The organism is Nonomuraea sp. GTA35 (genome assembly GCF_041950525.1).
In the GTDB taxonomy this organism is placed as follows: domain Bacteria; phylum Actinomycetota; class Actinomycetes; order Streptosporangiales; family Streptosporangiaceae; genus Nonomuraea.
In genome coordinates this window covers 232,990-255,954 of sequence record NZ_JBGNUV010000007.1, presented here as the reverse complement: position 1 = coordinate 255,954, position 22,965 = coordinate 232,990, and the positions used below count along the sequence as shown (strand labels likewise).

At 73.5% G+C, this 22,965-nt stretch carries 18 protein-coding genes; 9 read left to right on the top strand and 9 right to left on the bottom strand.

Going from position 1 to position 22,965, the window contains the following annotated elements:
• Positions 1-31 precede the first annotated feature (31 nt).
• Complete coding sequence (locus tag ACBJ32_RS30545) at positions 32-3,586, top strand: BTAD domain-containing putative transcriptional regulator (RefSeq protein ID WP_375129628.1); 3,555 nt, start codon at positions 32-34, stop codon at positions 3,584-3,586.
• A 119-nt stretch (positions 3,587-3,705) separates the two neighbouring features.
• On the opposite strand, the gene ACBJ32_RS30540 is transcribed toward ACBJ32_RS30545, so the two are convergent.
• A complete protein-coding gene (locus ACBJ32_RS30540) occupies positions 3,706-4,677 on the bottom strand; it encodes a hypothetical protein (RefSeq protein ID WP_375129627.1) in 972 nt (323 codons plus the stop codon).
• On the bottom strand, positions 4,677-6,077 hold the full coding sequence (locus tag ACBJ32_RS30535; protein ID WP_375129626.1) for a phenylacetate--CoA ligase family protein: 1,401 nt from the start codon (positions 6,075-6,077) through the stop codon (positions 4,677-4,679). The genes ACBJ32_RS30540 and ACBJ32_RS30535 overlap by 1 nt, the downstream gene beginning before the upstream one ends.
• A gap of 403 nt (positions 6,078-6,480) precedes the next feature.
• Between ACBJ32_RS30535 and ACBJ32_RS30530 the strand changes: the two genes are divergently transcribed.
• On the top strand, positions 6,481-7,542 hold the full coding sequence (locus ACBJ32_RS30530) for a Glu/Leu/Phe/Val dehydrogenase dimerization domain-containing protein (RefSeq protein WP_375129625.1): 1,062 nt from the start codon (positions 6,481-6,483) through the stop codon (positions 7,540-7,542).
• 28 nt (positions 7,543-7,570) lie between these two features.
• On the opposite strand, the gene ACBJ32_RS30525 is transcribed toward ACBJ32_RS30530, so the two are convergent.
• Positions 7,571-8,743: an MFS transporter gene (locus tag ACBJ32_RS30525; protein ID WP_375129624.1), complete on the bottom strand. Its 1,173-nt coding sequence runs from the start codon at positions 8,741-8,743 to the stop codon at positions 7,571-7,573.
• A gap of 294 nt (positions 8,744-9,037) precedes the next feature.
• On the opposite strand from ACBJ32_RS30525, the gene ACBJ32_RS30520 reads away from it, so the two are divergent.
• From ACBJ32_RS30520 to ACBJ32_RS30510, 3 genes are all read left to right on the top strand, one after another.
• A complete protein-coding gene (locus ACBJ32_RS30520) occupies positions 9,038-10,849 on the top strand; it encodes a hypothetical protein (RefSeq protein WP_375129623.1) in 1,812 nt (603 codons plus the stop codon).
• Between the two features lie 83 nt (positions 10,850-10,932).
• The gene (locus ACBJ32_RS30515) at positions 10,933-13,644 is read left to right on the top strand and encodes a Tat pathway signal sequence domain protein (RefSeq protein ID WP_375129622.1); all 2,712 of its coding nucleotides are present in this window, start codon (positions 10,933-10,935) and stop codon (positions 13,642-13,644) included.
• Positions 13,645-13,782: 138 nt separating this feature from the next.
• Complete coding sequence (locus ACBJ32_RS30510; RefSeq protein ID WP_375129621.1) at positions 13,783-14,325, top strand: dihydrofolate reductase family protein; 543 nt, start codon at positions 13,783-13,785, stop codon at positions 14,323-14,325.
• A 5-nt stretch (positions 14,326-14,330) separates the two neighbouring features.
• Here the strand turns inward: ACBJ32_RS30510 and ACBJ32_RS30505 are convergent, their stop codons facing one another.
• From ACBJ32_RS30505 to ACBJ32_RS30495, 3 genes are all read right to left on the bottom strand, one after another.
• Positions 14,331-15,338, bottom strand: coding sequence for a hydroxyacid dehydrogenase (locus tag ACBJ32_RS30505; RefSeq protein ID WP_375129620.1), 1,008 nt, complete (start codon positions 15,336-15,338; stop codon positions 14,331-14,333).
• Between the two features lie 254 nt (positions 15,339-15,592).
• The gene (locus ACBJ32_RS30500; protein ID WP_375129619.1) at positions 15,593-16,456 is read right to left on the bottom strand and encodes a hypothetical protein; all 864 of its coding nucleotides are present in this window, start codon (positions 16,454-16,456) and stop codon (positions 15,593-15,595) included.
• Between the two features lie 130 nt (positions 16,457-16,586).
• Entirely contained in the window at positions 16,587-17,222 is a 636-nt protein-coding gene (locus ACBJ32_RS30495; RefSeq protein ID WP_375129618.1) for a TetR/AcrR family transcriptional regulator, read from the bottom strand.
• Positions 17,223-17,377: 155 nt separating this feature from the next.
• On the opposite strand from ACBJ32_RS30495, the gene ACBJ32_RS30490 reads away from it, so the two are divergent.
• The gene (locus tag ACBJ32_RS30490) at positions 17,378-18,166 is read left to right on the top strand and encodes an SDR family NAD(P)-dependent oxidoreductase (protein WP_375129617.1); all 789 of its coding nucleotides are present in this window, start codon (positions 17,378-17,380) and stop codon (positions 18,164-18,166) included.
• 43 nt (positions 18,167-18,209) lie between these two features.
• Here ACBJ32_RS30490 and ACBJ32_RS30485 read toward each other — a convergent pair whose 3' ends face one another.
• Positions 18,210-18,506: a DUF3817 domain-containing protein gene (locus ACBJ32_RS30485; protein ID WP_357880250.1), complete on the bottom strand. Its 297-nt coding sequence runs from the start codon at positions 18,504-18,506 to the stop codon at positions 18,210-18,212.
• Between the two features lie 134 nt (positions 18,507-18,640).
• Here ACBJ32_RS30485 and ACBJ32_RS30480 point away from each other — a divergent pair, with 134 nt between their 5' ends.
• Together ACBJ32_RS30480 and ACBJ32_RS30475 are read left to right on the top strand one after the other, a co-directional pair.
• Positions 18,641-19,714 (top strand): Gfo/Idh/MocA family protein, encoded by a 1,074-nt coding sequence (locus tag ACBJ32_RS30480; protein ID WP_375129616.1) that lies wholly within the window; start codon positions 18,641-18,643, stop codon positions 19,712-19,714.
• Positions 19,715-19,796: 82 nt separating this feature from the next.
• Positions 19,797-20,342 (top strand): NUDIX hydrolase, encoded by a 546-nt coding sequence (locus ACBJ32_RS30475; protein WP_375129615.1) that lies wholly within the window; start codon positions 19,797-19,799, stop codon positions 20,340-20,342.
• Here the strand turns inward: ACBJ32_RS30475 and ACBJ32_RS30470 are convergent.
• Together ACBJ32_RS30470 and ACBJ32_RS30465 are read right to left on the bottom strand one after the other, a co-directional pair.
• On the bottom strand, positions 20,241-20,954 hold the full coding sequence (locus ACBJ32_RS30470; protein ID WP_375129614.1) for a histidine phosphatase family protein: 714 nt from the start codon (positions 20,952-20,954) through the stop codon (positions 20,241-20,243). The two genes, ACBJ32_RS30475 and ACBJ32_RS30470, sit on opposite strands and share 102 nt — an antisense overlap.
• Positions 20,955-21,002: 48 nt before the next feature.
• Positions 21,003-21,911, bottom strand: coding sequence for an SDR family NAD(P)-dependent oxidoreductase (locus tag ACBJ32_RS30465; RefSeq protein ID WP_375129613.1), 909 nt, complete (start codon positions 21,909-21,911; stop codon positions 21,003-21,005).
• A 60-nt stretch (positions 21,912-21,971) separates the two neighbouring features.
• Between ACBJ32_RS30465 and ACBJ32_RS30460 the strand changes: the two genes are divergently transcribed.
• On the top strand, positions 21,972-22,928 hold the full coding sequence (locus tag ACBJ32_RS30460) for an AraC family transcriptional regulator (protein WP_375129612.1): 957 nt from the start codon (positions 21,972-21,974) through the stop codon (positions 22,926-22,928).
• Positions 22,929-22,965 lie beyond the last annotated feature (37 nt).

Genomic DNA, 22,965 nt, shown 5'->3' with positions numbered 1-22,965 from the left:
GATCTTCAGGATCGAGCACGAGGGAGGACCGGTGGACTTCGGGATCTTGGGCACCATCCGCCTCAACGGCCCCTCGGGCCGGCTCCGTCTCAGCCGCAAGCAGCGGGCGGTCATCGCGGCTCTCCTGCTCCATCCGAACGCGACCGTCTCCACGGAGCGGCTGATCTCCGCCCTCTGGGACGATCCGCCGCGCTCGGCCGTGGCCAACGTCCAGACGTACGTCCACCAGCTCCGCCGCCTGCTGGAGGGCAGCGGCCTGGAGGTGCGTACCGAGGGGTCGGGGTACGTCTGCGAGGTGCCGCCGGGACGGCTGGACCTGCAGGTGTTCGAGGAGGGGCTGCGGCGGGCGCGCGCGGAGCGGGCGGGCGGCGACCTGGCGGCGGCGGAGCGGGAGTACGCGGCGGCGATCGCGCTGTGGCGGGGCGCGCCCGCCGAGGACGTGCCGCTCAGCGGGGCGATGGCGCCGCGGATCACCGAGCTGGAGGAACGCCTGGCGGTCGCCAGGTCGGAGTGGATCGACGTACGGCTCGCGCTCGGCCGCGAGGACCTCGTCGCCGAGCTGCGCGCCCTCGTCGCCGCGCACCCGCTGCGCGAGCGCCTGTGGGAGCAACTGGTGGTCGCCCTGCACCGCGGCGGCCGGCGCGACGAGGCCCTCGACGCCTTCCGGCAGGCCCGCGCGCTCCTGGTCGCCGAGCTGGGCATCGAACCGGGACCGGAGCTGCGCCGCCTGCACACCGCACTGCTGGCCGGCGACGACGACCTCGGCACCCGGCCGGAACTGCGCCGCCTGCGTGCCGCCTCCTCGGGCGCGAACAACGATCCCGACGCGCGGGTGGAGCTGCGCCGCCTGCGTGCCGCCTTGGCGGGCGCGGACGGTGATCTCGACGGGCGGCCGGAACCGCGCCGCCCGCCTGCCGGGGCACGGGGTGGTGATGCCGGCGCGCGAACGGAACCCGAACCGCGAGGCCGGCGTGCCGTTCCGCCGCCCGATGACGGCGACCCCGGCGCGCCGCCGGAGCCGCACCGGTGGCCGGGCGGCGAGGAGGAGGCCGGGTCCCGGCCCGCGGTGCCCGTGGCGTTCCGGCGGTTGTGCCAGCTACCCGCCGACACCGCGGACTTCGTCGGGCGCGAGGCGGAGATCGCCGAGCTGACGGCGTTGCTGCGGGCGGGGGAGGAGCGGCTCAGCCCGCCCATCGTGATCGTGTCCGGGCTGCCCGGCATCGGCAAGACGACGCTCGCCGTGCACCTGGCCCACCTGCTGCGCTCCGACTACCCCGACGGGCAGCTCTTCGTCCGGCTCGGCCAGGACGAACGCGGCCCCCGCGAGCCCGGCGAGCTGCTCGACGTGCTGCTGCGCTCGCTCGGCCTGGACGGCGCGGCCATCCCCGCCTCGGCCGAGGAACGCGCCCGCCTGCTGCGCCAGCGGCTGGCCGACCGGGCGGTGCTCGTCGTGCTGGACGAGGCGGTCGAGGAGGCGCAGCTGCGCCACCTCCTGCCCGGCACGCCGCGCGGCGCCGTCCTGGTGACCTCCCGCTCCCGGCTGCCCGCCCTGGAGGGCGCCGTACGCCTCACGCTCGACCTGCCCGGCGAGAAGGACGCCCGGATGTTGCTCGAACGCGTGGCGGGGCCCGACCGCATCGGCACGGCGCCCGGCGCGGCCGAGCAGATCCTGCGTTCCTGCGGACGCCTGCCGCTGGCCATCCGGGTCGCGGGCGCCCGCCTGGCCACCCGTCCCGTCTGGCCGGTCAGCGAGTTCGCCACCCGCCTGGCCGGGCGCGGCCTGGACGAGCTGGTCGTCGGCGGGCTGGACGTGCGGGCCACCTTCGAGCCGAGCTACGCGGCGCTGCCGGAATCGGCCCGCCACGCGTTCCGGCTGCTGGGCCTGGCGGGGCTGGACAGCGTGGCCGAGTGGTCGGTCGCGGCCCTGCTCGGACCGCCCGGACCGGAGGCGGGCGCGGCACCGGGAGGACCGGGGCCGGATGCGGCGCCGTACGGGCGCGGGGCGGATGTGGCGCTGTACGGGCAAGGGACGAGCTCGGCGCCGTCCGGGCTGGAGGCGGATGCGGCGCTGGAGACGCTGGTCGCGCGGGGGATGCTCACCTCGACCGAGGTGGACGGCGCCGGGCAGCCCCGCTACCGGCTGCACGACCTGCTCAGGGTGTACGCGCGGGAGCGGGCCGAGGCGGAGGAGTCCCCGGCGCGCCGGCGCGAGGCACTGACCAGGCACGTGCTGGAGTGCCTGCGCCGTACCAGGGCCGCGACGCGCCGGATGCCGATCCCGCTGTCCCCGCCGTACCCGCGCGAGCCGGAGCCGGCACCGGCCGCCGGGGTACGGACCGGAGGGGCGTGGTCGGCGGCCTACACGCAGGCGGGTGAGGCGTGGCCGGTGGCCGGGGCGAGTGCGGGTGAGGTGTGGCCGGTGGCCGGCGCGCGGGCGGGTGAGGTGTGGTCGTCGGCCGACGTGCGGGCGGGTGAAGCGTGGTCAGCCGCCGACGCGCGGACAGGTGAGGTGTGGCCGGTGGCCGGCGTGCGGGCGAGCGCGGCGTGGCTGGCGGCCGAGCGGCGCACGCTGATGCTCGCCCTCACCACGGCGGCCGAGCTGGGCCTGGTCGCCGCCGCCACGGAGCTGGCCCACCACCTCACCGGCTACCTGCTCATGGACCGCTTCCTGGACGACGCCGAGCAGGTGCAGCGGGTCGTGATCGGGATGGGCGACGCGTGCGCCACGCTGCGGGCCCGGCTCCTGCTGGCCGCGGTGCACATCGAGCGAAGCCGCTTCGAGCGGGGCGACGCGGAGTGCACGGCGCTGCTGGCGGACCTCGGCCACGCCGGCGACCTGCACGGCGCCGCGTACGCGCTGATCAACAGGGCCGCCGCCCGCCACGGGATGGGCCGGCTCGACGAGGCCCTGGCCGACGCGTACGCCTCGCTCGACCTGCTGGCCGCCCACGACGACACCGCCGGGCTGGCGTACGCGTGGACCTGGCCCGTCTGGATCCACATCGAACGGGGCGAGCACGCCCGCGCCGTGGAGATCGCCAGGGCGCGGGTGGAGGTGACCCGCGACGAGGACCACACCATCCGCGGCAACCTGCTGCGCGCCCTCGGCACCGCCCTCTACCAGCAGGGCGAGACGGCGGAGGCCGTCGAGTGCTACCGGGAGAGCCTGCTGACCGCGCAGGCGACCGGCGACCGGGGCGAGATGAGCAAGGTGCTGCGCCGCCTCGGCGAGGCGCTGGGCGCGCTGGGCCGCTTCGACGAGGCGGCCGAGACGCTGGCGGCGAGCCTGCGGCTGTTCGTGGAGTGCGGAGACGCGCTCGGCGAGGCGCTGGCCGGGCACGCCCTGGGCGTCGTCCGCCTGCGCCAGGGCGACGCGGGCCAGGCTCTCGCGCACCTGCGTGCCGCGCTGGAACGGCTCGGCGGCGACGGCCCCCAGGTGTGGCGGGCCCGCACGCTCAGGGAGCTCGGCCGCGCCCATGCTCTGCTGGGCCACCCCGAGGAGTCGGCGGCGGCGTGGCGCGGCTCGCTCGCCCTGTTCGGCGACGCGGCGGAGGCCAGGCAGGTGGCGCAGTTCCTGGCGGAGTGACCGCACTGGGGGTGCCTGGCGGAGTGACCGCACTGGGGATGCCTGGCCGAGTGACCGTGCTGGGAGTGCCCAGCGAAGTCCCCGGCGGAGTGCCCGGCGGGGTGACTGTGCTGGCGGGGTCATTCGTGGAGGCGCCAGACGACGGGCGAGCCCTGCGCCCGGGCCAGCCGCGCCTCCCGCCGCGCCAGCCCCGGCGTGGCGCCCTCGGCGACCGGCACGCCCGCCGGTGACAGCGCGACCCACACCCCGGCGGGCGCGTCCGCGAGCTCCAGCGCCCGGTTCACCTCGGGCCGGGTCGGCGCGGGCGTCCTGCGCGCCTGCCGGCGCCGCCAGTACAGCCACTGGACGAAGATCAGCGGCCCGAGCACGGTCAGCAACGGCATCGGCCGCCCGCCGGTGAGGACGAAGGCGATGGACACGGCCAGCAGCACGGCCTCCAGCCCGGCCGCCGACCACGCGGCCACCCTCCCGTACGCCCGCAGCGCCACCACCGGCCAGATCGACAACATCAGGCAGTCGCCGAGCCCGATCAGCGACGGATTGGCGCCGTAGGAGGTGGCCAGCACGGGCGCGAACGGCAGCCCCTGCATGCGCTGGACGAAGTCGACGGTGAGCGAGGTGAGCCCGGTGGCCAGGGTGTCGTACACGGTGAGCGCCGCGGCCAGGGCGGCTATCTGCGCGGGCGTGACGGCCGCCTGCGCCCACAGGTTCACCACGCCGACCACCAGCAGGATCAGCAGCGCGTCGTTGACCACGAGCAGCGCGAGCGGCAGGCCCGCGGCGTACGTGGCGACGTCGGCCGCGCACAACACCAGCGCCGCGATCATCGCCCACCGGCCGCCCAGCACGGGCGCGAGCATGAGCTGCGTCAGCGTCAGGACCACCAGCCCGAAGATGGACACCACGACCCCGACGGGCACGTGCAGGTACGCGAACGGCATCACGACCAGCGCGGTCACCATGACCGCGATGTCCGCCCCGACCATCCGGCCGACCGGCGGGCGGGGTATGACGTAACGGCCCAGGTAGCCGACGGTGAGCGCCACGGTCAGGGCGACGAGCGCGTACAGCGCCAGCACGTTCGGGATCATCACAGTCCTCGCTCGAAGCTGAGCTCCAGCAGGTCGGCGCGGAGCCGGCAGGGCGCGGGCAGGTCCTCGGCGGTCTCGACCAGGACGATGCCGGTCAGCGGCAGCCCGTGCGCGCGCTCCTCCAGCCGCCCGAGCAGGCCGGGGTCGTGCTTGCCGGCCACCACGTAGAGCAGGTCCCCCTCCAGCGCGTACCGGGTGGGCAGCGGCAGCGCGTGCTCGGCCTGCAGCAGGTCGAGCACGTCCCGCGTGGTGACCCCGCCGGGCGACATGCGGCCGAGCACGCGGGAGGCGGCGGGCAGCGCGGCGAGCGCGCAGGAGGGGGTCTCGCCCTCGGGCAGGGTCCTGACCAGGTCGCCGGTGACGTACCTGAGCAGGAGCGTGGTGTCGCGGAAGGTCGAGTACGGCGTCACCACGATCGTGCCGATCTCCCCGGGGGCGGCGGGGGCCAGCGTGACGGGGTCGAGTATCTCGATCAGACCCTGGTCGGGCGGCAGATGCAGGTGACCGTCGGGGCAGACGCGGCCGGAGACGGGCGCGATCTCGGTCATGGAGTAGCCGTCGTGGATCTCCGCGCCGAACACCTGCTCGGCCCGCTCGCGCAGCGCGTCGGTGAGCACCTCGCCGCCCGACCAGATCGTAGTGAGGGCGAAGTCGCCGGCCTTCCAGCCGCCGCGGTCCGCCTCCTGCACGAGCGCCGCCAGGTAGGAGGCGGTCAGGTTGAGGTGGGTGATCTGCGCGCGTTTGCCGGGCACGTGCAGCGGCGTCGCCAGCCGGTCGAGCGTCGCCGCCGGGTCGATGGCGCCCAGGTGGGCGAAGGCCGCCCCGGTACGGGTGACGGCCCGCTCGGTGAGGATCTGCGCGATGGAGCGGGAGCTGATCGCGTTGGCCCACACGTCGTCGGAGCGCAGGTTCCCGGCCATCATGAGCGCGAGCGCCGACAGCGACGACATGAGCTCGATCTCGTAGGCGGAGAACCAGACGAGCGTCGGCGTCCCCGTCGTGCCGGTCGTGTGCGCCAGCACGGCCGGCTTGGCCCGGTCGGAGACGAAGGCCGCCGGCCGGCCGCGCAGGTCGGCCTTGGTGGTGGGGGCGATCGAGGACAGGGTGCCGGGCGTGATCGAGGCGGGGTCCACCCCGTTCGCCGCGAACCAGTGGCGGTAGTAGGGGCTCTCGGCCGCCGCGTGCCGCACCGTGAGCCGCAGCCGCCGCCGGGTGAGGTCCTCCTGGAGCTCGGGGTCGTTGCCCGCGAGCATGTCGTCGGCCCCCTCACCGGGCGAGCCGAACGTCTCCAGGGTCTCGCGCATGTCGTCGACCAGCGCGTTCACGTCCCGCAAGCGGAACCTGCGCCCCGACATCATCGACCAGGCGTAGCCAAGCTGGCGTACCGCGGTCCCGAACACGGCTCGTCCCTCCGGTCGTGGGTGTCCCCCGGGAGACACCCTCCCGGGGGTTCACTCGTCCTCGTCAGCCGTTCAGCACGAAGATGGCGGTGGAGAGGGTGCTGATGGCGTACTTCGCGTAGCGACGGGCCGTCTTGACCATAGGGATCTCCCTGGTTCTTCCGGGGGCGCGCTGGTGGCGCCCGCTGCGATCAAGGATGTGAGCGGCCGCCAGAGACTTCCTACACAACCGCTACAAGGGGCAAGAACTCAGCAGCGATCGGGCCTCGAAGGCGCGGACCGGACACGATTCGGCGGTCACGGGACGGACAGCCTGTCTCCTGCTTCCTGTAGCGCTGTGGACCTTGACCCACGGCCGTGCCTCGCCGATATTCGCGGTATCGAGCCGGGATGAGGGGTGCGCATGAGGATCGTGGAGCTCGTCTCCGTGGACGGTTACGTCGCCTTCGACCTCGACTGCCCGACGAGCGCGGGCGGCACGCGACTGGCCCCGGACGTCACCCCCGGCGAGGCCGGGCTGCTGGCGCGGGCGATGACGTACAAGCTGGCCGTGCTGGGGGAGCGGATCGGCGGGGCCAAGGCGGTGCTGCGGGCCACGGACGAGCAGCGGGAGGCCACGCTGGCCCGCTACTGCCACGAGATCACCCCGCTGATCGAGAAGGGCGAGTTCCTCACCGCCTCGGACCTGGGCACCCGCACGCAGGACTTCGCCTCGCTGCCCGACTACCGCGCCGACTCGCTGATGCACCAGGAGATCGGCGGCGAGCTGGTGGACACGATGGTGACCGGCCTGGGCGTGGTGGTCGCGGCGGAGACCGCGCTCGGCGGGCTGGCGGGGCGGACGCTGGCGGTGGAGGGGTTCGGCAAGGTGGGCGGCGCCGTCGTCCGCGAGGCCGTGCTGCGCGGCGGGCGCGTCGTCGCGCTGTCCACCCTGTACGGCTGCGTCGCCGACCCGGCGGGGCTCGACGTGGCCGCCCTGACACGGCTGCGTGCCCAGCACGGCGACGCCTGCGTGGGCCGGCTCGGGCTGCCCGTGCTCCCGCCGGAGGCGCTGTACGAGGTGGCCGCGGACGTGCTCGTGCCCGGCGCGCGCACCGGGACGCTGACCGCCGGGCGTGCCGCCCGGGTGCGCGCAGGCCTGATCGCCCCGGCGGCGAACGTGCCCTACACGGCGGCGGGGCTGCGTACGCTGCGGGAGCGGGGCGTGGTCACGCTGGCGGACTTCGTCTGCAGCGCCGGCGCCACCATCGGGTATCTCGCCGACCGCACCGGCAGTGTCCGCGACGCCGACTCGGCGCGCGCCGTGGTGGAGGAGCGGATCGCCCGGCTCACCGCAGCGGCGCTGGAGCATCCGGACGGGCCGTTCGCCGGGTCGTGCGCGCTGGCCGAGCGGTTCCTGGCCACCTGGCGCGACCCCGGCGGCCTGCCCGACGGCCCGCCCCTCGCCCCCGACCAGGAGTCATGACCCGCCGCGCCCGCCTGCCGCCAGGAGCTCACGGCCCCCGGGTGCCGAACGCGGCCACGAGCGCGAACGCGCCGACCCCGATGAGCGCCGCGGTCGCGCCCGCGGGCCCCAGGTCGAACAGCTGCCCGACCACGATCTCGCACGCGAAGGAGAACATGCCGGCGCAGAACGCCAGCACCCCGTAGTACGACCCGAACCGCTCGGGCGGCGCGTGCCGGGTGACGCGCTGGAAGATCGACGGCTGGATCAGCCCGTTGGCCACGCCGTTCAGCACGGCCGCGACCATCAGCGGGCCCAGCTCGGTGCCGTCCAGCGGCGCGAGCACGAAGAACGCCCCAGCCGCGCACAGCAGCCCGGCGCGCAGCACCCAGGGCCGCTCGCCCCGCCGCCCGGCGGCGACGAACGGCTGGGCCGCCGCGGCGATCGCGGCCAGGACGCAGAAGCAGAGCGTGGCCGCGCCGGGCGCGAAGCCGAGCAGCGGCACGGCCGTCATGATGTGGTTGGCCAGCAGGGTCGTGGGCGCGGTCATCAGCGCGAAGAGCAGGAACGAGCGGTCGCCGAGCACGGCGCGCACGCCGGGCAGCACCCCGCCGAAGGGCACCGGCCGGCGCTCGGTCCTGGGCAGCAGGAGGAACAGCGCGCCGGAGACCGCCCACATGGCGGCGGCCGCCCCGGTCAGCAGCGCGAACCCGGGCTCCAGGGAGATCAGGACCAGCCCCGCGGGCGGCCCCGCGACGGTCGCGACGTGCTGCGCGGTGACGTAGGCGGCGAAGCCCCCGGCCTGGTGGGGCCCGGCGCCGGCCAGCAGGCTCTGGGCGGCGGGGTTGTAGAGCGCGCCGCCCACGGCGATCACCACGGCCGCGCAGAGCAGCGCGCCGACGCTCTCGGCGGTCCCGAGCAGGGCGAAGCCCGCCGCGCGCAGGACGCAGGCGATCACCCCGGTACGGCGCGCGCCGATCAGGTCGGTGAGCGCCCCCACCGGCAGCAGCAGCGCGAACTGCAGGCCGGTCCGCGCCCCGAGGATCAGCCCCGCCGTGCCCGCCATCAGGCCGAGGTCGTGCCGCAGGTGCGCGACCAGGTGCGCCATCACCGAGAAGAAGCCCAGGCAGCAGGCGAGCTGGATCGCGACCACCGTGACGACGACCCGGCGACCGGTGGGGTCCGCGGAGGGCGGAGGGGAGACGGGAGCGGCGACAGTCACGGGAACCGAGCACACCAGAGCCATGACCGGCGGGTCCAATATCGAGGTGCGGCCGGACCGATATCCGAATCCTTATCCCGCCTCCTTCACGTAAACCGCTTGCAGGCGATGATGGCCCACGCGCCGCAGCCCGTCAAACCCTCCGGGCCAGGCATGACACAAACCTTGACTTCACTCCCCGTTCATGGTCCTATCCCGTCTATGTAAACGCTTCAACCCTCTTGGGTTTCGACCGGGTTACGCGTCCGCACCGGACGCCCGCCCGGCACCCCCCTCGTGACCAAGGAGGTCATCATGAAGTCCACGAACCGGTTAGGGGCCGCCGCCGCCACGGCGCTGCTCCTCCTCGGCGCCGCGCCGCTCGCCACCCCGCCGCCCGCAGCCGCCGCAGCAGCCGCCGCCCGCCCGATGGAGAACCTGGACCGCGGGGTCGTGGCCGTGCGCAGGAGCAGCACCGAGGTCCTGGTGACCTGGCGGCTGCTGGGCCTGGACCCCGACGGGATCAGCTTCAACGTCTACCGGTCGACCGCCGGCGGCGCGGCCGTCAAGCTCAACACCGACCCGCTGACCGGCGGCACCAACTTCGTGGACTCCACGGCCGACCTCACGCGGCGCAACAGCTACTACGTACGGCCGATCATCGACGGCGTCTGGCAGCCCGCGAGCAGGTCCTTCACGCTGACCGCCGGCCACGCCGTCGAGCCGGTGGTACGCGTGCCGCTGCGGCCCGGCGGCCCGATCAAGTTCGCCTGGGTCGGCGACCTCGACGGCGACGGCGCCTACGACTACGTGGTGGACCGGCAGACCAGCCCCCAGACGATCGAGGCCTACCGCGGCGACGGCACCTTCCTGTGGTCGGCGAACATGGGCCCGAACAGCACCGACCAGGACAACATCGAGGGCGGCTCGTCGGTCATCGACGTGGGCCACTGGGACGGCGTGACCGTCTACGACCTCGACAGCGACGGCCGCGCCGAGGTCGCGGTGCGCGTGGCCGACGGCGTCACGTTCGGCGACGGCACCAGGTACACCGCCCCCGACGACACCCGTCAGGCCATCGCCATCCTCGACGGCCGGACCGGCGCGCCCCGCGCCACCGCCCCGGTGCCCACGGACTACCTGGCGGACGGCCCGATGCCGGCCCGCTTCGGCGTCGGACACCTCGACGGGGTCACGCCCAGCCTGGTCGCGTACATGAAGAACCGGGTCGGCGACGGCGGCTTCAACCTCATGTTCACCGCCTGGAGGTTCGACGGGAGCAGGCTGACCAACCAGTGGAAGTGGCTGCGCGGCGGCGCCGACCACGCCGACGGGCACAACACCCGGATCATCGACGTGGACGGCGACGGCAGGGACGAGGTCGCCGAGATCGGGTTCGTGCTCAACGGCGACGGGACCCTGCGGTACTCGCTGGCCGACGAGGGCGTCGTGCACGGCGACCGCTTCCACATCGCGGACCTGGACCCGACCCGGCCGGGCCTGGAGGGGTACGGCGTGCAGCAGGACAACCCCAGCGGCCTGCGCGAGTACTACTACGGCGCGCAGCAAGGCACGATGCTCTGGCGGCACGTCGAGGCCGGCGTCGGCGACGTCGGGCGCGGCATGGCGGGCGACATCGACCCGCGCTTCCCCGGCATGGAGGTCTGGTCCTTCTCCGGCGTCTACAACGCCCGCGGCAACACGCTCACCCAGGCGACGGGGCCGTGGCCGCACCTGGGCGTGTTCTGGGACGGCGATCTGAGCATGGAGCTGTTCAACGACGGCAAGATCGAGAAGTGGGACCCGGCCACCGGCGGCGTGTCGCGGCAGGTGACCACCTGGAACCACGGCGCGGTCAACGTCGGCACCCAGTATCCCGCGCTGATCGGCGACATCCTCGGCGACTGGCGCGAGGAGGTCGTGATGCCCTCCTCCGACCACGACGAGCTGGTCGTCTTCACCACGGACAGGCCGACGGCCACCCGGCTCTACACGCCGGCCCACAATCCGGCCTACCGCAACGACATGACCGTCAAGGGTTACCTTCAGGACCACCACGTGGACTACTACCTCGGCACCGGCATGGCCGGGCCGCCCCGGCCGAACATCACCTACGCCGGTAGCTGACCCTCTCGTTCCAGGAACAGCCGGGCCCGGGCGCGCGATGGGAAAGCGCTTACCGGGCTTGGCCCGCGCAAGGAGAAGACCCTGTGGTTGACATCAGCCGACGCACCATGCTCACCACGACCGCCGCAGGTGCCGCGGCGGCGCTGGCCTTACGCGGCGCGAGCCCGGCCGCCGCGCAGGCCGTCCCGACGCCGGCCGAGGTGAGCGGCCATGACCCGATCTCGCTGACGTGGCTGGAAGGCGGCGCCCCGGCCGAGGTGACCGGCGGCACGACGTGGGGCGTGCCGTGGCCGCGCGGCGCGTTCGCGCCCGGCCAGCAGTTCACGCTGACCACCGAGGCGGGCGCGCAGGTGCCGGTGCAGTCGTGGCCGATCGGCTACTGGCCGGACGGCTCGGTGAAGTGGACCGCCCACGCGATCAGCGGGGCAGCGCCGCGGGCCGAGAGCTACCGGCTCGGCGCCGGCACGGCCGCCCAGCCCGCCGAGCCGGTGGTGGTGAAGACCGACGGCGGGCAGGTCACCGTGGACACCGGCGTGATCACCGTGGCGTTCGCGCGCTCCGGCGAGCACGTCGTCAAGTCGATCACGCGAGGCGGGACGGTCATCGCCAAGGACGGCCGCCTGGTCGCCTCCCGCCAGGACAAGCCCGAGGAGCCGGGCAGGAGCGAGTCGTTCACCAGCCATGTCTCCTCGGTGCACGTCGAGCAGAACGGTCCCGTGCGCGCGGTGGTCAGGGTGGAGGGCAGGCACAAGAAGGGGCGGCGCGAGTGGCTGCCGTTCACGGTGCGCTGCTACCTGTACGCGGGCTCGGACGCCGTCCGCGTCGTGCACACCTTCGTCTACGACGGCAACGAGAACAAGGACTTCATCAACGGCCTCGGCGTGCGCTTCGCCGTGCCGATGCGCGGCGAGCCGCACGACCGGCACATCCGCTTCGCCGGCGAGGGCGACGGCGTGCTCGCCGAGGCCGTACGCGGCATCACCGGCCTGCGCCGCGACCCCGGCCAGGCCGTCCGGCAGGCCCAGTACCAGGGCAAGGCCACCCCCGACCCGGCCACCTGGGACCAGCGCGTCACCACCCGCCTGCGGTGGATCCCGGCCTGGGGCGACTACCGGCTGAGCCAGCTCACCGCGCACGGCTTCGAGATCCACAAGCGCACCGGGCCGGGCCACTCGTGGATCCGCGTGGACGGCGGCCGCCGCGCCTCCGGCCTGGCCTACGTGGGCGGCCCGACCGGCGGGCTGGCGTTCGGCATGCGGAACTTCTGGCAGCTCCACCCGACCGAGCTGGAGATCACCGGGGCCGCCACCGACGAGGCGCAGGCCACCGTCTGGATGTGGTCGCCCCGCGCCGGCGCCATGGACCTGCGCTTCTACCACGACGGCATGGGCCAGGACACCTACCCCGAGCAGCTCGACGCCCTGGAGATCACCTACGAGGACTACGAGCCCGGCTTCGGCACCCCGTACGGGGTGGCCCGCACCACGGAGCTGACGTTCTGGGCGCTGGCGGCCACCCCGCCCGCGGAGCGCTTCGCCCGGCTCGCCGCCGCCAACGCCACCCCGCCCCTGCTGATCAGCCCGCCGCGGCACAACCACGCGGCCGGCGTGTTCGGCTCCTGGTCGCCCGCCGACCGCTCGGTCCCGGCCAAGGCCGCGCTGGAGGACAAGCTCGACCTGATGCACAGGTACCACCGCGAGCAGGTGGACCAGCGCTCCTGGTACGGCTTCTGGGACTACGGCGACATCATGCACAGCTACGACGGCGACCGGCACGTGTGGCGCTACGACGTGGGCGGCTACGCCTGGGACAACTCGGAGCTGTCCACGGACCTGTGGCTGTGGTACCACTACCTGCGCACGGGGGACGCCAAGGCGTTCCGCTTCGCCGAGGCGATGACCCGCCACACCAGCGAGGTGGACATGTACCACCTCGGCAAGTGGCGCGGCCTGGGCACCCGGCACGGCATCCTGCACTGGGCCGACAGCGCCAAGCAGGTGCGCATCAGCAACGCCGGCTACAAGCGCTTCTACTACTTCCTGACCGCCGACGAGCGCATCGGCGACGTCATGCACGACCTGATCGACTCCGACCGCAGCTTCCTCGTCCTCGATCCCGGCCGCAAGATCAACGGCGGCGAGCCGTTCGACCCCGACCCGAAGGCGCTCGGCGTCGGGCAGACCACCGACTGGGGCTCCCTGGCCATGGCCTGGCTGGCCGAGTGGGAACGGGGCGGCGACCCGATCGCCCGCACCAAGCTGATCAACGGCGCCACGACGATCGCCGCGCTGCCCAACGGCTGGGTGCAGGGCGGCGTCACGTACAACCTCGCCGACGGCCGCTTCAACCCGATGACGGAGAAGTCGGTGAGCGTCGGCAGCCTCAGCTCGGTCTTCGGCCTCATCGAGGTCATGACGGAGCTGATCGGCCTGATCGACGACCAGGCCGTGAAGGCCAAGTGGCTGGAGTTCTGCCGGCTCTACAACGCCACCAAGGCCGAGCAGAAGGAGGTCACGGGGGCCGACTGGGGCAACCTCAACCTGCGCCAGGCCTACTCGCGGGCCACCGCCTACGCGGCCAGGCAACTGGGCGACCAGGCCCTGGCCAAGCGGGCCTGGCAGGAGCTGCGCACCGGCCACGCCGGCTACCCGGACAGCCACCCGTTCGGCGCCAGGCGCATCGAGGGGCCCGCCGTGCTGAACCCGGTCGACGAGGCGGACCTGAGCACGAACGCCAGCGCGCAGTTCGGCCTGGCCGCCTTCCAGTGCCTCGCGCTCGTCGGCGAGCACATCTGACGATCGCGCGGCGGGAGTACGGTGATCGCCGGACCCGGCTCCCGCCGCCGCGGAGGCCGGCTGTCGTTTCTGTACAAGACCGCGGCGGCCGCTCCCGCCTAGCCTCCCAGCCAGCGAACTGAAGAGAGCAGGGCGGCAATGGCCAAGATCGTTTCGAGTTTCTTCATCTCCGTGGACGGCGTGGTGGAGTCGCCGGACCAGTGGCACTTCCCGTACTGGAACGACGAGATGGGCGCCATGGTCCAGTCGGGCATGGAGAGCGCGGCGGGCTTCCTCATGGGCCGCAAGCTGTACGACGAGTGGTCGTCGTACTGGACGGCGACGGACGCCGACCCGGAGATCGCCGCGAGGTTCAACGAGGCTCCCAAGTACGTCGTGACGAGCTCGCTGGAGCGCGCCGACTGGGCCAACACCACGATCGTCTCCGGTGACGTCGCGGCCCGGCTGCGCGAGATCAAGGAGCGGGTGGAGGGCGACATCCAGATCTCCGGTTCCGCGACGACCGTGCGGTGGCTGCTGGCCAACGGGCTGCTCGACGAGCTCAACCTGCTGGTCCACCCGATCGTCGTCGGCCGCGGGCAGCGCTTGTTCGAGGACACCCCGTCCCACCCGCTGAAGCTGGTCAGGAACGAGACGTGGAAGACCGGCGTGCTCCACCTGACCTACGCCCCCGAGGGCTGAGGGGGTCAGGCCGTGTAGGGGAGCTGCTCGGGCAGCACCTGCCCGCGCAGGGGGTCGCCGGCCAGGAGCCGTTCGAGCTCGGTGACGGCGAACTCGCCGAGGCGGCGCAGCTCGCGGCCCTGCGCCCCGGCCAGGTGCGGGGTGATGAGCACGTTGGGCAGCTCGAAGAGCGGATGGCCGGGCGGCAGCGGCTCGGGGTCGGTGACGTCGAGCACGGCCGAGACGCGGCCGGACGCGCACGCGTCGGTGAGCGCCTGTGTGTCCACCAGCGAGCCGCGCGCGGTGTTGACCAGCACGGCGCCGTCCGGCAGCAGGGCGAGCCTGCGCCGGTCGAGCAGGTGGTGGGTCTCCGGCAGCGCGGGCGCGTGCACCGTGACCAGGTCGCTGCGCCGGCACAGGTCGTCGAGGTCCACCTTCTCGGCGCCCAGCAGCGCCGCCTCGGCGGGGGTGACCGTGGGGTCCGACAGCAGGACGCGTACGTCGAAGGCACGCAGCCGCTGCAGGACGAGGCGGCCGATGCGGGAGGCGCCGATCACCCCGACCGTGCAGTCGTACAGCCCGGTGCCGTCGCCCGGCTGCCAGAGCGCCCGGTCCCGCCCGCCCGCGTAGTGGCGGGCGCGGCTGAAGGCGAGCTTGGCGCCCAGGACGAGCGCGGCGACGGTGTAGTCGGCGACGGGCACGGCGTTGGCCTGCGCCGCGGAGGACACGGTGATCCCGAGGTCGAAGACGGCGGGGTCCACCAGGGTCTTGACGCTGCCGGCCGCGTGCAGGACGGCCCGCAGCCGGGGCGCGGCGGCGACGGTCCGGGCGTCGATGCGCGGGCAGCCCCAGCCGGTGAGCAGCACCTCCGCCCCGGCCAGCGCCTCGGCCGCGGCGGGGCCGTCGAAGGAGGTGAGCCGCACCGCGTCGGTCACGTCCGCGGAGCGGCGCAGCCGGGCGATGACGTCGGGCGGGAAGACGCCGGGAAAGGCCCAGGGCGCGATTGCGAAGACCGCGACGGGTCGCCGTGGCACGGAGTGGTCTCCTTCTGGTTGGCGCGGGAGGCGATGTAAACGCTTCCGCACATTCTGCCATGCCACGGTCCAAGGCATCAGGGGAGCATGCAGGGTTTATGTAGAGACGCTCTTGGCGGGGTCGCAACTCCTGGTTGCTCGCATGTAACCGTTTTATGTCCCGGGCGCGCGCTCGCCGCTGACCTGCACTATCGTGGGAGCCGAGTCCGGCACACTGATCCTGTGCCGGACTCGGCCCTCCCGCGCGGTGCCGGCTAGCTCCTGCTCCAGACCGACGCGATGACGCCGTCCTCGGCGCTCAGGATCTGCGGCCGGTAACCCAGCGTCTTGAGCTGCGCCGCCTTGACCGTGTACGTCACCTTCGACAGGCTCAGGTACTCCTTGGCGCCGGTCGTGGCGCCCTTGCCCCACACCGTGGAGTACTGCTTGCCGGGCCCGACGGCCATGAGCACCGGGCGCAGGCCCTGCTTCGCCTTCGCCAGCAGCTCCTGGCCGCGCTGCTCCACGGTCTGGCCGAGCGTCACCTGCAGGGTGCCCGTGGCCGCGCCCGCCACCCACACGGCGGCGTAGAGCGGCTTCTCCGCCGTGCCGTACACGTCCAGCGAGGCGAGGCTGTAGCCGGCGGCGCCCAGCTCGGCGTTGACCTTGAGCAGGGTCTCCTTCGTCAGCGCCAGCTCGGACTTGACGAGCTGCGCGGTCTTCTCGAAGACCACCGCGAAGACCGCGCTCGCGCCCGTGCCCGTGCCGGTGACCAGCTTGGGCTGGAAGCCCAGCTTCGCCTGCTCGGCGATGCGCTGCGGCAGCTCCGTGGCGGACAGCCCCTGCAGCACGTTCACCTTGCGGGCGGTGTCCTTGACCCACAGGGACGTGTACTGCGGGTCGGCGGCGTTGGTCACGCTCAGCGCCTGCGGCACGTACCCCTTGCCCAGCAGCTCCTTGACCCGCTGCACCAGCTTCGAGCCGCTGAGCGCGTCGAGGGAGAGCCAGTCGAGCGCCTGGTTCCGGACGGTCTGCGTGGCCGCGCTCTCGGCCGTCGCCGGGGCGGCGACGCCCAGCAGGGGAGCGGCGGCGAGCGCCACGGCCGCGGTCAGGGCGGTCGCTCTGTTCTTGCCCCTCATGTTCCTCCTATGTAGGTAAAGGTCATCCCAATTGCGGACAAGAGGGGACCATAACAGAGCATGAGGGGAAGGCGACCTACCGTTACGGCGATCGTGACAAGGCTGTGTCAAAGCCCCTTACGAATGAGCGTCACTCATGTTCTACGAGGTCACGCAGCAGGGTCTCGTACGCCCAGCGCTCGAACCGCTCGGGCGCCCAGCCGCGCTCGCGGACGAACAGCAGGTAGAGATCGGGACTCAGCACCCCGTAGAGCAGGTCGGCGGCGTCCTCCACCGGCACCTCCCGGCGCGCGCCCGGCTTGGCCATGAGGCTGCGCGCCGCGGCCGTCGCCACGACGTGCCGCGGGTCCTCCGCCTCCGGCCACATCTGCGGCACCTCGGGGTCGGTGGCCGCGGCCACCTCCAGCACCTTGGTCATCGGCGCCACCCGCTCCAGCACGGCCCGCGTGCCCGCCACGTGACGCAGCAGGTGCTCCCGGGCGGTGGCGGCGGCCATGGCCTCGCGGAACCAGGGGCGGTCGAGGGTCGCCACCGGCTCGTCGTCGCCCGCGATCGTGACGTCCACGAGCTCCTTGAGCAGCCGGCGCTTGTTGCCGAACACGAAGTAGACCGTCTGCACGGCCACGCCCGCCCGGTCGGCGACCTCCTGCAACGTGGTCGCGCCGTACCCCTGCGCGACGAACAGGTCTCCGGCGGCGCTCAGCACCCGCCGCCGGGTCTCCGCGGACTTCTGCGCCTTCTTGCCGGGCCTCTTGCCGTCGCTCACGCGGGCAAGGCTAGTGCAACTCTAGAGCCGGACTACAATCCGGGCGCCTCGCGGAACCGGACGAGGCGCCCGCGGGCCGAATATCGACGGGCCTTCCGCGGGAAGGATGCTGCTGCCGTGTTCATGCGCCACGGAACTGCCGAACGAGGAGACTCATGTCACGCATCCTGATCACCGGGTCCGCCGACGGGCTCGGCCTGATGGCCGCGCAACTGCTCATCAGCGAGGGGCACGAGGTCGTGCTGCACGCCAGGAACGCGCAGCGGGCGGCCGACGCCAGGGCCGCCGCGCCCGGCGCCGCCGGTGCGCTCACCGGCGACCTGTCCGGCATCGAGGAGATGCGGTCGGTGGCACGGCAGGCGAACGAGTCGGGGCCGTTCGACGCGGTGATCCACAATGCGGCGGTCGGGTACCGCGAGCACCGCAGGATCACGACGGCCGACGGGCTCAGTCACGTGTTCGCGATCAACGTGCTGGCGCCGTACCTGCTGACCGCGCTGATCACGCCGCCGCGGCGGCTGGTGTACCTCAGCTCGGGCATGCATCGCAGCGGCGACCCCGACCTGTCCGACCTGCAGTGGGAGAAGCGGGCCTGGATCCCGGCGCAGGCGTACGCGGACTCCAAGCTGTACGACGTCCTGCTGGCCTTCGCGGTCGCCCGGCACTGGCCGCAGGTGCTCTCCAACGCGGTGACGCCGGGCTGGGTCGCGACGAAGATGGGCGGGCCCGGCGCGCCCGACGACCTGAGCCAGGCGCACCTGACCCAGGCCTGGCTGGCCGTGAGCGGCGAGCCGGCCGCGGCGGTGAGCGGCGCGTATTTCTACCACAAGGCGCAGGCCGACACGCATCCCGCGGCCCACGACCCGGACCTCCAGGACGGCCTGCTCGCGGCGTGCGCCGAGCTGACCGGGACACCGCTGCCGGGAACGCGCCCGGCCCGTTGACCAGGTCAACGCTGCCGGGAGCGGGCCCGGCCCGTTGACCGGGTCAGGCGAGCTGCCCGGCCGCCGTGCGCGCCGCCATCCGCCGCTCGAACCACAGCGAGGTGAACGGCGGCACCGCGCAGGCCAGCCCGAGCACCACCGCGCCCCGGCTCCAGCCCGCCTCCCGGGCCGAGAGGATCACCCCGGCCGCGTACAGGACGAACAGCGCCCCGTGGATCGGCCCGAAGATCTTCACGCCGAGCTCGCCCGTCTCGGTCACGTACTTGAAGAACATCCCGACGAGCAACCCCGCCCACGAGCACGCCTCGGCCACCGCCAGGACCCGGAACCAACGCAGCACGATCCACCCTTTCACCCGATATCGGGCTTACTCTACAAGCTGTAGAGGGCCGCGGTGACTGCCCCGTGCCCGCGACGACGCGCCCGAGTACGCTGCTGCCGAAGCGTTCCGGCTCCCGAGGAGGTCTGGCACTCATGACCACGACGTTCGGCGCGATCGGCAGCGGGCGGCGGACCCGCTTCTTCCTGCGGCTGGCCGCGGCGATGCCCGACCGGCTGCGCGTCAGCGGCGTCGTGACCCGCGGCGAGGAGCGGGGCAGGCAGATCACCGACGAGTGGGGCGTGCCGGCCTTCCGCTCGGTCGGCGAGCTGCTGCGGCACGAGCGGCCCGACTACGTCACCGCGGCGGTGCCGTGGCCCGCGATGCCGGACGCGATCCGCGCGGCGGTCGAGCACGGGACGCCGGTCCTGGCCGAGACGCCGCCCGCGCCGGACCTGGCCGGGCTGCGCGAGCTGTGGCGCGACGTGGGCGCCACCGGCCTGGTGCAGGTGGCCGAGCAGTACCTGCTGATGCCCGGGCACGCGGCCCGGCTGGCGCTCGTGCGAGAGGGCGTGATCGGCGAGCCGACCTCCGTCCAGGTCTCCTCGACCCACCTCTACCACGCGGTGTCCATGATCCGCGGCCTGCTGGGCATCGGGTTCGAGGCCGCCGAGGTGCGCGCGGGCGCGTTCGAGGCGCCGCTGGCCGATCCGCTGGGGCCCGGCGGGTGGACGGGCGACGGCACGCCGCGACGGCTCACCACCACCATCGCCACCCTCGACTTCGGCGGCCGGATGGGCCTGTACGACTTCACCGACAACCAGTGGTGGAACCCGTTGCGGATGCGCCGCATCGTGGTGCGCGGCTCGATCGGCGAGCTGGTGGACGACCGGGTGGTCCGGCTGCTCGACCCGGTGACGCCGGTGGAGTCGCCCCTGGTGCGGCGCGACACCGGCGTGGACCTCAACCTGGAGTTCCGCGACCTCAAGCACATCAGCTTCGACGGCCGCGTGGTCTACCGCAACCCGTTCGACGGCGCGGGCCTGTCCGACGACGACATCGCGGTGGCCGACATCCTGGAGCGCACCGGCGCCTGGGCCCGGCAGGAGGGCCCGGCCCCGTACCCGCTCGCCGAGGCCTGCCAGGACCACCTGATCAGCCTGGCCATCGGCGAGGCGGCCAGGACCGGCGCCCCGGTCACCACCGGCAAGGAGGCGTGGGCGGCGTGAGCGAGCGGGTCTTCGGAACGGCGGAAGGACAGCCGGAGGGCCCGGTACGCTGCAACGGCTGACCTGATCATGGAGGACACCGGTGAAGAGGCTGCTTGCCCGGCTCTGGCTCGGCATCCGCGGGTCGATGCAATGGCGGCTGCTCTACCTGTCCCAGGCCAAGTTCATGGTCGGCGTCACCGGTGTCGTCCGCGACCGCAGCGGCAACGTGCTGCTGCTGCGGCACCGCTTCTGGCCCGAGCACCGGCAGTGGGGGCTGCCGACGGGCGGGGCGAAGCGGGGGGAGACCTTCGAGCAGACGGTCGTGCGCGAGGTGCGCGAGGAGACCGGCCTGGAGGTGAGCGTGGGGAAGCTGGTGCACCTCAGGAGCGGTTTCCGGCTCAGGGTCGAGATCGCGTACGCGGCCGAGTACGCCGGCGGCGGCACGATGCGGCTGAACCCGATGGAGATCCTGGAGGCCCGCTGGTGCTCCCCCGACGACCTCCCGGAGGGCCTGCTGGAGCCGCACCGCCTGCTGATCGCGTCGTCAGGTGGGCAGCGCGGCTGTGGTGGAGAAGGCCCCGTCGAGGTGCGCGGTGTCGTTGAAGCGGCGCAAAATCCACCGGACCCCGGTCAGCACCAGGTGTGACACCGACGCGTTGTCGGCGCCGAGGAACGCGAACGGCCGCGACCCGGTGGCCGCGGCCAGCGCCTCGGCGATCACCCCGCCGTGGGTGACCACGACGATCCGCCGGTCGGGATGGGCGGCCGCGAGTCTGCCGAGCGCCTTGCGCACCCGCTCGGCGAACGCCTCGGCCGGTTCGGCGCCGGGGATCACGTCCCAGCGCTCCTCGGCGGACATGCGCCTGGCGATCGGGTGCCCCTCCGCGACCATGCGCCGGAACAGCCCGCCCTCCCACTCGCCGAGATGCACCTCGCGCAGCTCGGGGTCGATCACCGGCGTGAGGCCCAGCCGGGCGGCGAGCGGCGCGGCAGTCTGGGACGTGCGCCGCAGCGAGCTCACGTAGATCGCGTCGATGCGCTCCGCGGCGAGCCGCAGGGCCACCCGCTCCGCCTGCTCGTGCCCCTCGGGCGCGAGCCCCGGGTCGCCCTGGCCGTCGACCAGGGGGAACGGCCGGTCGGGGCGCGCGGGCTCCGACTCGCCGTGCCTGACCAGCAGGATCTCGGTGGCCCCTGGCGGCGTACGGAACCGGCTCTGCCGGTACTCGACCGGCCTGCTGTTCTCAGCTCCCACAATCACCGAACATTACTCTACTGCTGCCGGGCCGCCCGTTCCCGGCCCGGCCGGTCAGCCGCCGCTCGCCTCGCGGGCGTGGTCCCAGAGGCGGTCGGCGGCGGCCGGGTCCACCGACCAGGCGGCGACGCCGGTCATCACGTCCGGGCCGCCCGGCACCACCTCGGCCTCCTGGTTGTCGTGCGAGAAGAAGCGGCCGGTCACCCCGTCCATCAGGGGGGAGGCGGCGAGCAGCACCGAGGTGGCCGCGCCCTGCTCCGGGGTGGTGAAGTAGTCGGGGGTCAGCAGGTTCCCCTCGTCGTCCATCATGCCGATCGCCCGCTTGGCGTCGTCGTCGATGTGGCGCTGCAGGTTGGTATGCACGTAGCCGGGTTCGAAGGAGTTGGCGGTGATGCCGTCGGCGGCCCAGCGCCGGGCGATGGCGACCGCGAGCAGCACGTCGGCCGTCTTCGACTGCGCGTAGGCGGCCCACGGGTCGTACGGGCGGCGCTCGAAGTGCGGGTCGTCGAAGTCGAACGGCTCGCGCAACTGGGCGCCCGAGCTGACCGTGACCACCCGCGCGCCGCCGGCCTGCCGGAGGTTGTCGTGCAGCCCGGTGATCAGCGCGAAGTGCCCGAGGAAGTTCGTCGCCAGCTGCAGCTCCCAGCCGTTGGCGGCGACCTGGCGGGTGGGCAGGGCCATGATCCCGGCATTCGCCACGATCGCGTGCACCGGCCCGCTCCACCCGGCCACGAACGAGCGCACCGACGCCAGATCGCCGAGGTCCAGCGCCCGCTCGCCGCCGGCGGGGTTGCGGGTGGCGACCGTGACCTCGGCCCCGGCGCCCCGCAGCGCCCGGACGGTCTCGAGGCCGATCCCGGAGGCGCCGCCGGTGACGATGATCCTGCGTCCGGACAGGTCGATGCCGGCGAGGATCTCGGCAGCGGTGGTCTTGGCGTCGAAAGGGGTGGTGATGCGCGTCATGACCACCACCGTAAGGACGACGATTTGGACTTGGAACACTTGTGAGTCCACCATAGTTGCGTGAACGTCCAGCAGGCCGACCCGCTCGAAGACGTCCTCACGCTCATCGGCACGACCAGCCACCTGTCGGTCGGGCTGGTCGCCGGTGGCCGGTGGGCCCTGTCGTTCGGGCCGCCGGCGGGGGTCAAGTTCAACGCGGTGCGCCGCGGCCACTGCGTGCTCACCGTGGACGGCGTGCCCGAGCCGATCCCGCTGGCCGAGGGCGACTGTTTCCTGCTCGTCCAGCCGCGCGCCTTCACCCTGGCCAGCGAGCAGGGGCTGGGCCCGCTCCCCGCGGGCCCGGTCTTCGCCGCGGCGACCGGCGGCGTGGCCCGCGTGGGGGAGGGCGAGGACGTGGTCTTCGTCGGCGGCCGTTTCGGCTTCGGCGAGCGCGCCCAGGAGCTGCTGCTGGACGTGCTGCCACCGGTGATCCACGTGCCCGGCGCCACCGCCGAGGCGGCGACCGTGCGCTGGGCGCTCGAACTGATCGAAGCCGAGCTGCGCGAGCGCCCGCTGGCCGCCACCCTGGTCACCGAGCACCTCGCCCTGGTCATGCTGATCCACCTGCTGCGCCTGCACCTGATCACCGCCGGGCCGGGGGAGACGTCCGGCTGGCTGGCGGGGCTCGCCGACCCGGTCGTGGCTCCGGCGCTGCGCGCCATGCACGCCCGGCCCGCCCACGCCTGGACGGTCTCCGAGCTGGCCGGGGTGGCGGCGGTGTCCCGCTCGACGCTGGCCGCCCGGTTCAAGCAGGTCGTCGGGCAGGGGCCGCTGGAGTACCTGACCGGCTGGCGGATCGAGCTGGCCGCTGACCGCCTGCGCCGCGGCGACGAGACGGTGGCGGCGATCGCCCATCAGGTGGGTTACGGCTCGGTGAGCGCGCTGAGCAACGCGTTCAAGCGGGTCGCCGGCGTGTCGCCGCGCGATTACCGCCTCTGGAAGCGCGAGAACGCAGCGGTGTCCCCGGGACGGCCGTGACCTTCGGGTGTCCGATATGTTCTTTTTGGTGTTGTCT

Bases quoted from the DNA above. Each gene is read 5' to 3' on its own strand.
- ACBJ32_RS30500 (WP_375129619.1), bottom strand. From the start codon at position 16,456: ATGAGGGGCAAGAACAGAGCGACCGCCCTGACCGCGGCCGTGGCGCTC.
- ACBJ32_RS30490 (WP_375129617.1), top strand. From the start codon at position 17,378: ATGTCACGCATCCTGATCACCGGGTCCGCCGACGGGCTCGGCCTGATG.
- ACBJ32_RS30530 (WP_375129625.1), top strand. From the start codon at position 6,481: ATGAGGATCGTGGAGCTCGTCTCCGTGGACGGTTACGTCGCCTTCGAC.
- ACBJ32_RS30520 (WP_375129623.1), top strand. From the start codon at position 9,038: ATGAAGTCCACGAACCGGTTAGGGGCCGCCGCCGCCACGGCGCTGCTC.
- ACBJ32_RS30510 (WP_375129621.1), top strand. From the start codon at position 13,783: ATGGCCAAGATCGTTTCGAGTTTCTTCATCTCCGTGGACGGCGTGGTG.
- ACBJ32_RS30540 (WP_375129627.1), bottom strand. From the start codon at position 4,677: ATGATCCCGAACGTGCTGGCGCTGTACGCGCTCGTCGCCCTGACCGTG.
- ACBJ32_RS30480 (WP_375129616.1), top strand. From the start codon at position 18,641: ATGACCACGACGTTCGGCGCGATCGGCAGCGGGCGGCGGACCCGCTTC.
- ACBJ32_RS30465 (WP_375129613.1), bottom strand. From the start codon at position 21,911: ATGACGCGCATCACCACCCCTTTCGACGCCAAGACCACCGCTGCCGAG.